Source organism: Neochlamydia sp. AcF84 (assembly GCF_011087585.1).
Classification (GTDB): domain Bacteria; phylum Chlamydiota; class Chlamydiia; order Chlamydiales; family Parachlamydiaceae; genus Neochlamydia.
The window spans coordinates 33771-46000 of the sequence record NZ_VJOT01000073.1 but is presented as its reverse complement, the minus strand read 5'-3'; the positions used below and the strand labels follow the sequence as shown (position 1 = coordinate 46000).

Here is a 12230-nt window from a genome sequence, read left to right as displayed (position 1 = left end):
TCGAACGTTTTTATTTGATTTTCTTACCTATAAGCTTGCTAAAAAGAGCATCTAGTTTTTTTAAGCCTCTCCCTCTTTAATATTTAAAAATTAATTTAAAAGAATAAAGTCAAAAAAAAATAGAAGTTTTTGGCAAGTTTATTAGCTCATTCTTTAGGAATTTATACGCTGCTTGAGCATCTCGTTTACCACGGTGGGTGCCGCTTTACCTCTAGTTTCTTTCATCACTTGTCCTACTAAAAAAGCAAATGCTTTTTCCCTACCTGCTTTAAAATCAGCAATAGATTGAGGGTTTTGTGCTAAGACTCTATCCACAATAGCTGCAATTTCCCCTTGATCGCTCACCGGTTTAAAATCAGGATTATCAGCTACAATTTTTTCACAATCCATCTGGGGTTGAGCAACCATTTGATCAGCTACAGTTTTAGCTATTCTTCCCGTGATCGTTCCTTTATCAATCATATTTACTAATTTGGCTAGCTGAATAGGAGGAATACCAAGAGTTAAAAGATTTTTGCCCGAATCTTTAAGCCTTCCTGCAAATTCTACAATGATCCAATTACAAAGATTGCGTGCATTTGAGCAATTTTTAAGAGCTTCCTCGAAGTAATCAGCTATTGGCTTATCTTGCGTTAAAACAAAGGCGTGATGAGGAGAAAGACCAAGCTCGGCTACATAACGCCTCTCTCTTTGCAAAGGTAGTTCCGGTAATGACTGGCGCACTTCCTCAATATAGCTATCGGTCAAAACAATAGGTACAAGATCGGGTTCAGGAAAATAACGATAGTCATCGGCTCGCTCTTTACGGCGCATAAGAACCGTCTCTTTTTTTTCCGGATCCCATCGATAAGTGGACTGTTGAATAATTTGGTTGTAAGGAGTGTTAGGGTGCTTCATGTAGGCAGAGATTTGACGTTTAATTTCGCATTCAATCGCTACATGCATGTTGCTGAATGAATTCATGTTTTTGATTTCAATCTTATTGCGAAGTCCCGTTTCGCCTTTCAGGCGCACGGAAATATTAGCATCTACACGTAGCGAGCCTTCTTCCATGTTGCAATCAGAAACATCAATATATTGTAAAATGGCTTTTATAGCTGATGCATAAGCTACAGCTTCATCGGCAGAATGAATGCAGGGCTCAGAAACAATCTCAATCAAAGGAACACCTGCACGATTATAATCCACCCCCGCAAAATTGGTAAAATGTTTAAGCATGCCTGCATCATCTTCCAAGTGTACCCGGTTGACAGCAAAAGTTTTCTCTATTCCATTAACTTCGGCGACAACAGTTCCTCCCAATACAATAGGCTGCTCAAATTGGGTGATCTGAAAATTGCGAGGGCTATCAGGATAAAAGTAAGATTTACGATCAAATTTGCTAAATTTAGCGATAGTGGAATTGATGGCACATCCAAATTGCACGGCTTTTCGAACGGCTTCCTTATTGAGCACGGGTAGGGCGCCTGGCTGGCCTGTGCAAACTTCTGTAATGTTTGTATTAGGTTCGTCGCCAAAATGATTGGGAGCTACGCTAAACAGTTTAGTTTTGGTGTTAAGTTCGGCATGTATTTCAAGACCAATTACGGCTTCCCAGTTAATATGCTGCGTCATTGAATTTCTCCTATTTCACTAGTTCAGGCATGTGCATATGATAGGAGGTGGCCTTTTCAAAAGCATGGGAGACTTGAAAAACACCTACCTCATCTTTTTGAGGACCTATTAATTGCAAGCCCATAGGTTTTCCTTCAGCAGAAAAACCGGCAGGAATGCTGATGGCAGGAAGGCCTGCTAAGTTAATGCCTATGGTGTAGATGTCTTCTAAATACATTTGTATGGGATCTTTAATCGATCCTATTTCAAAGGCCGCAAAGGGGCTAACGGGGCTGGCCACCAAATCACATCTTTTGAAGGCTTCTTGATAGCTTTGTATAATTAAAGTACGAATTTTTTGTGCTTTTTTATAGTAAGCCTGTTGATAACCGGAGGAAAGTACGAAGGTGCCTAGAAGAATTCTTTGCTTCACTTCTTCTCCAAAGCCCTCACTTTTTGAAAAATCATAGATTTCCTCTAACGTTTGAGCACGGCTAGAACGGTGGCCATAGCGCACTCCATCAAAGCGTGCTAAATTGGTAGAAGCTTCGGCTGTGGCCAGAATGTAATAGACAGGTAAAGAATACTTTAAAATACTCAAATCTATTTCTACTATTTCTGCTCCTAAGCTCTTCAAAACTTCTAAAGAATTGTTAAAGACTTTTTTAGGTTCAGCAGCAAGAGTATCTAAAAAATGCCAAGGTACTCCAATCTTTTTTCCTTTAATGTCCTTATTCATCTTCGTAAGGTAATCGTCCGCTTCAGCGGGTAAGCTGGTAGAATCTTTTTCACAGTGCTTTCCAATCACTTCCATCACTAAAGCGGCATCTCGCGTATTGGTAGCAAAAGGGCCTATTTGATCCAGGGAAGAAGCATAAGCGACTAATCCATAACGAGAAACCCTTCCATAGGTAGGTTTAAAACCTACGACTCCACAAAAGGAAGCGGGCAAGCGGATAGATCCTCCTGTATCGCTACCTAGCGCAAGGGGACACAAACGTCCAGCAACAGCAGCAGCAGATCCACCTGAAGAGCCACCGGGAGTACATTTTAAGTTCCAAGGGTTATAAGTTTTTTGTAAAGCAGAGCTTTCATTAGAAGAGCCCATCGCAAATTCATCCATGTTAGTCTTGCCTAAAAGAATCGCATCTTCTTCTTCCAAAAGGCGAACAACAGTAGCATCAAAGGGAGCGCGATAATTAACGAGGAATTTAGAGGCGCATGTAGAAATTTCCTCTTTAATATGAATGTTGTCTTTGATAGCTATGGGAACAGCCGCAAGTTTTCCTAATTTTTCTCCCAACGCTCTCTTCTTATCCAGCTGCTTAGCTTTTTCAATCGCGCGCTCTTTGTACACTGCAAGAAAAGCTCCAATCTGGCTGTCATATTGATCGATACGTTTTAAAAAAGCTTCGGTAACAGCTAGCGCCGTAAGATCTCCTTTTAAAAACTTATCTTTAATTTCACATGCGGTCAGTGTATGTATCATGTCTTTCCTTCAGATAATCAGTTTTGCTTAATGATGGTAGGAACTTTTATCATTCCTCCAATATGCGCAGGAGCATTGGATAAAAACTTTTCACGCGGCAGGGTAGGCCCAGGCACATCTTCTCTCATCACATTGCACATATCAGCCAGAACATGATCACAAGGTGGCACATCATCGGTATTGATTTCATTCAATTGCTCAAAGTAGCCAATAATTTTTTTTAAATTGTTAAGCAGGACCTCTTTTTGTTCTTCAGTACACTCGATGCGACTTAAAGCCATTAGGTTTTGAATAGTATCTTTGTCAATATGTGCCATTTTATAGCTCCTGGAATGAATCGCTTTATAATAATGAGAGTCTGCTTATTATGCAACAGAAGCTAAAAAATTTGCAGGTGACAGATCATTTCAAGTTACGTAGGGTCACTTTCTCCCAATCTATCTGTTTTTTTATGCTTTAGCGCAGAGTAATATCAAAGTCGTCAAGTTTTTTCATTTGCTCCTTCAAATAGCAAGGGAATATCCTTATGTAAATTTTAAGCTTATTAAGAGTTTGCTTTTATTCAGATAAGATGAAAGCAAATTCAAAGGAAGGAAAGGCTCAATGCATAAAAGTTCTCGTGACAATTTAAGTGATAATGAAAGGGAAGAAATAAAGAATATATCTTTTTTCTTTAATGAAAAAAGAGGGAGGCTGTGTAGGTACCCTAAACGAAAGGCATTAGTAAGATGCTAGTTTTTATGTAAGCCATACAAGATATAGAGAGGCACTTTCTCCACGATTTTTCTCTTTGTAAGCTAGTGTTTAATTATTTTTCTAGGCGGAAGCTTGCTAGGAAATTAGAAAAGATAAAAGCCTATCTAGGAAAGAAGAAAAGAAGGTAAGGAAAAGAAGGAAAAATCTTTAGTAGACATAGCTGATAGCCAGAAAGTGAAAGCCCCAAACCTTTGAGGGGCGTGCTTAAGGCAGAGAAAAAACAAAGGAAGGAAAAGACATATCTTAAGTTGTCGTAGACAGCCCCTAACCTGGCAAACCCGGATTACCTAGCAATACTATTTCTGTCAGTTGTAACTTATCTAACATCTTTTCTTGCACAAGATATTTGGCATCTAAGAATGTTCTTAGAGGCTTCTTGAAAGCCTCTTGCTAAAATAACACTTTACTGTATGTGTTCTTTTGTTATTATCCTACTGCATCGCTAGCCACTTGTAATTCTTCAACATTTCTAAACACTTTCCCTTAAAAGCTATGGCATAAAATTTGTTCTGGACGATTTGATTAAATCTCTCTCAATTGCCTTGTTCAAAAATATAAACCTAATTTTTAGAACCAATTAGAAGGAGTATCAAGAATTGCAAAATTCCCCAAGAAATTTCATGTCTGCGTAAGTTGAGTGAGTAGGGATAGCCTATAGTGGCATTGTACCACGATTAAATGGTTTTTTCCAAATAGATGATAGGCGAGTTCAAAGGCTTTACTGGCATACTTAAGTGCAGTTTTTAATTTGTCCTGCTGCTGGTAGATTTCGACGAGATTATTGCAATAATACACTACATGGGGATGCTTCTCACCTAATACCTTAAGGGCTTGGTGGTAATATTTAACTGCCTTTTCTAACTTGCCTTGTTGTTGGTAGATCACCCCTAGATTGCCATAGCGAATTGCCACTAGAGGATAATTTTTCGTAAACAGCTTAAGTTCAATCTTGAGAGCTCTCTTGGCATATTCCGCTGCTAGACTTAGATTTTTTTGTTCTAAATAGGTAGTTCCCAAGTTACTGTAATCTCTCGCTACATTAGGATGATTGTCTCCAAAAAGCTTAAGGTCAATGTCAAGGGCTTTTTCTATATACTGAGCTGCCTTTCCTAAATTTCCTTGTTCTTGATAAATTATTCCCAGGCTATTATAAATCGTCGCCACATATGAATGATTTTCACCATAAATCTTGCGATTAATATCCAGAGCTTTTTTGGTGTATTCAGCTGCCTGTTCTAAATTTCCTTGTTCTCGGTAAATTGTTCCCAGGTTATTACAGATCGTTGCCACAGATGAATGACTGTCTCCAAAAATCTTGCCATTAATATCCAGAGCTTTTTTTGTGTATTCAGCTGCCTGTATTAAGTTGCCTTGTGCTTGATAGATCCTTCCCAGATTATTGTAACGAGTTGCCAATACGGGATAATTTTCCCCAAATAACTTAAAGTCAATATTGAGAGCTTTTATGCTGTATTCAGCTGCCTTATCTAAATTGCCTTGAGCTTGGTATATTTGCGCCATGTTATTATAATTGATTGCCACTTTGGGAGAATATTCGCCAAAAATCGTACGATCAATTGCTAAAGCTTTTTCGCTATACTCAGCCGCTTGCTCTAAATTGCCTTTTTCCTGGTAAACAAGTCCTAAGTGATTGCAATTCATCGCCACAGATGAATGATTTTCTCCAAAAATCTTACGATTAATATCGAGAGCTTTTATGCTGTATTCAGCTGCCTTGTCTAAATTGCCTTGTTTTTGGTAGATAAGTCCCAGGCTGGCGTAATCGTTTGCGGCAGCAGGGCTGTTGTCCCCAAAGAGATCATGATCAATTTTAAGCGCTTGCATAACATGCTCAGCTGCTTGCTTTAAATCGCCTTGGGATTTACATAGCATTCCCATGCTGTTATAAAATTTTGCTACAGTCGAATGATTTCCTCCAAAAACCTTCAGAGTAATATCGAGTGCTTTTTGTACATGCTCGGTCGCTTGTTTTAACTTGCCTTGGTCATAGTAGATGCGTCCTAGGTTATTGTGACGGATTGCTGTACTAGGATGATTTTCCCCAAAAAAAATGAGGCTAAGGGCAAGAGCTTTTCGGCCTAGCCTTATCGCCATTCCTGGATTGCCTTGTTCGTGATAGATTTGTCCAAGGTTATCATAAATTGTTCCCACATAAGGGTGATTTTCTCCAATAAGCTTAAGATTAATATCGAGAGCTTTTTTTGTATATTTAGCCGCCCTATCTAAATTACCTTGCTCCTTATAAATTTGTCCGAGATTGTTGTAATAAATTACTACAGTCGAATGATTTTCGCCACAAACCTTCAAGGCAATATCGAGGGCCTTTTTAATATACTTTGCAGCCAGGTCTAAATTGCCTTGCTGGCGATAGATGTTCCCAAGGTTGCTGCAAAGTGCTGCTATAAGTGGATGATTTTCATTATAATGCCCAAGATTGATGTTGAGAGCTTCTTTGACATGCATAGTAGCTTTATTCAGTTTACCTTGAGCATTATAAATGCTTCCCAGATAACCTAATATATGTGGATCTACTGGATTTTCTTTTTTTGCTAATTTGTAATATTTTTTTGCTTCTTCGAGCTGAAAAAGTCGTAGTGCTATATTACCTTGAGTTTGTAACGAGTTATCGTCTAAATCTGAAGATCTAAGGCTGTCTTCGCGACCCTCTAAAAATTCTTGCAGGGCTTTATAAAAGGGAATAAAAATACGGTAAATATTTTTTACTTTGCTTAAGGTTTCCTGATCTAAAGCAAACTGCTTTATGATGAGTTCCGGTTCGTCGAAGCCAAAGGGTTTAATCAGCGGATTCATCATCTCTTGTTGTGCTTGATAATGCGAATAGGTCTTAAGGCGCATAAATAGCGCTATGCTCATCCACTCTTTTAATTTATTAGCGGCGCCAGCCGTTATAATTCCTAGTTTGTTCAGCTGGTCAATCCTAGTAAAAGTATCGGAAGCCATTACTTTTTTGAGAAGGGCTAACCGGTCCAAAGCCAAATGAGGAAAGCGATAAAAATCATTTTTAACTTTGAAAAGCATTCCCTGCCTACTTAAATCGCCCATTCCTGGATTAAAAGCTTCCATATCAGCTACCACAAGGTGTTGCTTGGCTAAGTACTGCCGAAGGCTAAGATCTGTTTGGAAAAAAATACCCAGTTTTTTCTGAAGTTTTTGCCTATATTGCTCGGTTAATGCATAGCTACCTATTAGATGGGTAAAGGTTAAAAGCTCCATAGGAAGATGAGGTTCTTTATCATGCCACCACTGTCCATCCTCATCTTTAGCAATATATTGAGCCATCTTTTCAGGAGTTTGGATAAGCTCAAATGTTTTACTATTGCCGAAAGGAGTTTTACAGCCTTTTCCTTCTACTCCAGCTCCATCGAAGGCAAAGCCTCGTGGCGTAGTGCCATCAAAAAAATCTATAGCTTTTAGGCAGGGAATGTTTAGAGCAGGAAGAATAGTTTCTCCTAAATTAATGACTTTTAAATGAATTAGAGTGGTCAGACGCTTAAAGTAGTCTCTATTTTCTGGATTCTCTGTTTGCATAAGAATGCCAAATTCAAGGTCGGAATAAGGAGTCATCTCTTCCCTAGCTAGGGAACCAAAGCCTATCATGGCATATTCACAAGGCGCAGGGCCTAAAACATCGATCGCCTGGTTAACTAGGGAGCTAAAAAAAGCCTTTATATTCTGAGCGATATTACTGTAAAGCTCTTTCACTTCGTGGAAAAAAGGAGTTCCTGTCAGACGTTGAATTTTTTTCTCTATTTCCTCTCTAAAATTTTTCAATACTATACGGTTGTCACCGATTTTTTTCTTTATTATCTGTGATTCTAAAGATTTGCCGTTACAAATTTTAATAAGTAAATTTTGAACTCTAGAAAGCTTATCTCTAAGAATTTCTTGACGCTCCTGGGGAGCAAGGCGTAAAGCATAATTGTAAAGTCCTGCCGCTTGCAAAAGCGTTTCAGGGGTGCCTTTGCCTATATAAACATCCCCTAATTTTTCTATGCAGACACTTTCTTGGATAGGATCATTTTTTTGAACGGCGAGCTTTAAAGCTAGCGTATAGGCTTCTTCTGCTTCTTCTAACTTAAACTTTATTAAAAAATTATTGCTTTCCTCTATCGAATAAACAATTTTGTCTAGATACTCAGCAATTTTATCAAGATACTCTGGCAATTTTTGAGGTTGATAATGTATCAACAACTGAACCTTGCTGGGTAGGTGCTGCTTAAACACGCGAGCACAGCTTTTAGCATTAAGAACCTTCCTTAATTCATCATCGTTTAAACTGTTGAAAGAGAGGAAAATTCGTTGGAAAATTTTTAAGGGTAGGGTAGCTAAAGGATTGGAGGGATCAAATACTTCTTGCTTACCAGCCTCATTAAAATCCTGTTCTGTAAGGGAAAATCTTTTAACTTTATTCATTCTAGCTTCTATATGAAGAGAAAAAGAAGGGTTTTCACCTGAAAGAAGAGTAGAGGAAGTTGCTGATTCTACAAGAAGAAAGTAATCCGGCTTTGAAGGCTTTTGAGCATAAATAAAATGACCCTCCAAATCTATAATGAAGATATATTCTTTAGATCTTTCTTTATCAGGAATAGTGCCCCATTCTTGGGCTGTCTCAGCTGCAGCTATTCCCTTTCTTGGGGGGATAAGCATATCATTAACACCACAAATCAAATGTTCCTCATTAACTGTCACCAATCTTATAGGAATAGATAAAGCCGAAGCTAGCAGATCTCCTTCACCTAAGCCGCTTACCCAAGTTCCTTTTCCTATTATTTCTCCTGCTCTTTCGTTATTCGTATGCCTGATGATGCTTGAAAGCGCTTCTCTTAAATAGGAGATTTTGTTTTCTTGATCGTCTAGCAAAGGGATTTTTCTAGAAAGGAGAGCATAACTTCCTAAAAAAGCGCTAAAAAAACAGTCGCCGTCACTGGGAACACCTTTTAATTCAAATCCTTCCTTCTTTAGATATTCAGCCGCAGTATTTACTTTTGCTATCATGGACTCACTAATAATAGCTGAACAATCCTGCCATAAGCACTCAGCTATTCTATGTTTGTCCCATTGGCTAGAAGCTAAGCTAGCTTGTTGCTTTTCTGTTGGTGATTTAGCCCCCACTTTTTTTGCATGAAAGCTTTTCAATTCCTCAGTTTGTTCAATTAGCTGCTTCCACTCTTTACAAACCAATCGTGCTTTGCACAACTCTTGCTTTTCTAATTTTTCGAAAATTTTTAACCTAATCTCTGCATAAGGGCCTAGCTTCAGACAAGGCTGTTTTTCTTTTTCTATTTTCTTAAATGCAGTAAAAATGAAAGGTGTAATAGGTAAATTTTCTACATTCATTCGCTTATCCTGATTCTAGCTTTAGGGTATTTCAAGAAGTTTGTAATATTACTTGTAATCTTTTTAGTTTATTATTAAATTTTAGTAAATCATTTTAAATGAATGCTAATTTTAATTTCCATAAATTAAAGTTTAATATTTTTTTCTTTTAATTTTTTTTCTTTTTAAATATCCATTCGCGTTATTCTCTTATTTTGTTTGCTGTTCCATTCCCTTCTCATAACTGAACGATCTAATTAACCTCATGATGACTTTTTAAGTGCTATTGCTCTTACAATTACAAAAAAGCATATAAAATTTAATATGTATAGGAAAAAATTGAATCCCTAATTGCTAGTCTATACCTCTCTAAGAGTACGCTTGCGAAGCACTCATTTAATTTGGCCCCCAATTGAATAAAAAAAATTAGCACTTTATGTATGGCTTTGGCTGATCATAATAGATAGGCAAGGCGATAGGTAACCATGCGGTTTTTAGTTAAATATCACAAGTGTGACCATCAAGCTAAAAGCTTATTTCACTAGAAAATGAACAAAGTAAAAAAATATTTAAAATGCACAAATATTCTTGTGAAGAGGTAAATATTTTTTTAATTAAATCTTCGCTTATTTCTACGATGAGCCTTAAGCTTGATGTTGATAATTCTATTTTGCTCAAAGGTCTATTTAATCTGCTTCTTTACAATTACTTGTAAAAAGAAAATAACCCCTTTATATTTTTTAGATAGAAGTAGGCGTTGCATCTAAATAACCTTTAATTTATAAATTAGGTATGACTGATTCTACTATTATTTGGTTTAGACAAGATCTTCGTTTAGAAGATAATCCTGCATTACAGGCTGCCCTTCAAAAAGGAGCCTCTATTCTTCCTGTTTACATTTATTCTCCCGAGGAAGAAGGGGATTGGCCGCCAGGTGCTGCCTCACGCTGGTGGTTGCATCACTCTTTACAAAGTCTAGCTGATGAATTGTTAAAAAATGATCTGCATTTAGTTATCCGTGCAGGCAATACGCAAAAAATTTTAGAAGAACTTTGCCAGTCTACAGGTAGCACATCCATCTTTTGGAACAGGCGTTATGAACCGGCCGTTATTAAAAGGGATGCGCTTCTAAAAAGCCATTTTCATGAATTAGGCATCGAAACTAAAAGCTTTAATAGTAGTTTGCTTTTCGAGCCTTGGACTAATCTCAACAAAGAAAAAAAGCCTTTTCAAGTTTTTACTCCTTTTTGGAAAGCTTGTCAAAAATTGCCTGATCCTCCACTTCCTCTTGCCTGGAAACCTAGTAAAAAACTTGTTTCTGTTCGGGTAGATAGCATGCATATCGATGAGCTTAACCTTCTTCCTCATATTCACTGGGATAAAGGTATTCAAGCCACATGGAAGCCTGGATCTTTAAATGCAAAAAAAGCTCTAATGGATTTTATAAAAAATTCTATTTACGAATATAAGGATCTAAGAGATAGGCCCGATTTGCCAGGAGTTTCACGCCTTTCTCCTTACCTGCATTTTGGCGAGATAAGCCCTCGTACAATTTGGCATACCATTAAAGAGCAATGCGATCTTAGTAAAGAAGGAGTTGAAGCCTACTTGCGGCAATTAGGATGGAGAGAATTTGCTTATCACCTTCTTTATTATTTTCCTCATACTTCTAAGGAACCTTTAAGAGATGAGTTTAATCAATTTCCTTGGGATAATAGTCCTGATCATTTAAAAGCATGGCAGAAAGGCCAGACTGGCTATCCTTTTGTTGACGCAGGTATACGGCAAATGTGGGAAATCGGATGGATGCATAATCGTTTACGGTTAATTGTAGGTTCTTTTCTAGTCAAAGACCTATTGATAGCATGGCAAGAAGGCTTTGCTTGGTTCTGGGATACCCTTGTAGATGCAGATTTAGCCAATAATACCTTAGGATGGCAGTGGGTAGCAGGTTGCGGCGCAGATGCTGCGCCTTATTTTAGGATATTCAATCCCATCACGCAGGGAGAAAAATTTGATCCCAATGGAGATTTTGTGCGGAAGTGGGTGCCAGAGCTTGCCGCTTTACCTAATGAATGGATTCATAAGCCCTGGGAAGCTCCAGAAAAAACATTAAGGGAGGCAGGCATAGAGCTAGGAGTTACTTATCCAAAGCCTATTGTGGATCATGCAAAAGCCCGGGAAAAAGCACTGGCAGCTTTTCAAGAAATAAAGAACTAGCTCATTCATTCTTTTGCTCTAAAAGCCATTTTAATTCCTCTCTTAGATTTCTATTTAACAAAATTACTTAGAAAATGACGCTTTTGCTTTACCAATAGCTTTTAAGGGAGAATTGAGGAAAGTTAGTAGGCTTAATCGATTATTTACATAATGTTCTGTATATAAAATTGACTTTTTTTAAATTTTTTCTGATACTCAAATAAAATTTAAAAAAGGCTTTATCTATGCCATTTACTCTATCTATAGGAGCCTCGGCTCCAGATTTTTGCTTGCCAGCCACGGATGGAAAAAACTATTCCTTAAAAGATTTTGACTCTGCTTCTATCCTAGTCATTTTCTTCACATGCAATCACTGTCCTTACGTGACAGGATCCGATGAAGTGACTCGCCAGACAGCTGAAAAGTTCAAAAGCGATGGAGTAGTTTTTGTAGGTATTAACTCCAATAGCGCGATTACGGTTCCTGCCGATTCCTTTGAGCATATGCAGGAGAGAATGCAAATTCATCGTTTTCCTTGGTATTATCTTTACGATGCTTCTCAGGAAGTAGCTAAAGCCTATGGGGCCCTGCGCACCCCTCATTTTTTTGTTTTTGGTCAACAGCGCAAGCTCATCTACACGGGTAGAGGAGTTGACAGTCCTAAAGATACCTCTAAGATGAGGCAAAATGATTTAGAGAAGGCCCTAGCCGAGCATCTGGCGGGTAGATCTGTAACTACGCCTTTAACAAATCCAATAGGCTGCAATATTAAATGGGAAGGTAAAGAGCGTCATTGGATGCCAAGCGATGCTTGTGACCTTGTCTAAGGTACGTT

At 38.0% G+C, this 12230-nt stretch carries 6 protein-coding genes; 2 read left to right on the top strand and 4 right to left on the bottom strand.

What is annotated here, in order from left to right; genetic code table 11:
- Positions 1–153: 153 nt before the first annotated feature.
- The 4 genes from gatB to NEOC84_RS08370 form a co-directional block, all read right to left on the bottom strand.
- Positions 154–1614 (bottom strand): Asp-tRNA(Asn)/Glu-tRNA(Gln) amidotransferase subunit GatB, encoded by a 1461-nt coding sequence (gatB, locus tag NEOC84_RS08385; protein ID WP_166158018.1) that lies wholly within the window; start codon positions 1612–1614, stop codon positions 154–156.
- A 10-nt stretch (positions 1615–1624) separates the two neighbouring features.
- The gene (gene gatA / locus NEOC84_RS08380) at positions 1625–3082 is read right to left on the bottom strand and encodes an Asp-tRNA(Asn)/Glu-tRNA(Gln) amidotransferase subunit GatA (RefSeq protein WP_207391843.1); all 1458 of its coding nucleotides are present in this window, start codon (positions 3080–3082) and stop codon (positions 1625–1627) included.
- A gap of 17 nt (positions 3083–3099) precedes the next feature.
- Positions 3100–3399 (bottom strand): Asp-tRNA(Asn)/Glu-tRNA(Gln) amidotransferase subunit GatC, encoded by a 300-nt coding sequence (gatC, locus tag NEOC84_RS08375; protein ID WP_166158015.1) that lies wholly within the window; start codon positions 3397–3399, stop codon positions 3100–3102.
- A 1057-nt stretch (positions 3400–4456) separates the two neighbouring features.
- The gene (locus NEOC84_RS08370; protein ID WP_166158012.1) at positions 4457–9217 is read right to left on the bottom strand and encodes a tetratricopeptide repeat protein; all 4761 of its coding nucleotides are present in this window, start codon (positions 9215–9217) and stop codon (positions 4457–4459) included.
- 771 nt (positions 9218–9988) lie between these two features.
- Between NEOC84_RS08370 and NEOC84_RS08365 the strand changes: the two genes are divergently transcribed.
- Both NEOC84_RS08365 and NEOC84_RS08360 read left to right on the top strand, forming a co-directional pair.
- Complete coding sequence (locus NEOC84_RS08365) at positions 9989–11416, top strand: deoxyribodipyrimidine photo-lyase (protein ID WP_166158009.1); 1428 nt, start codon at positions 9989–9991, stop codon at positions 11414–11416.
- A gap of 224 nt (positions 11417–11640) precedes the next feature.
- Positions 11641–12222 (top strand): thioredoxin family protein, encoded by a 582-nt coding sequence (locus tag NEOC84_RS08360; RefSeq protein ID WP_166158006.1) that lies wholly within the window; start codon positions 11641–11643, stop codon positions 12220–12222.
- Positions 12223–12230 lie beyond the last annotated feature (8 nt).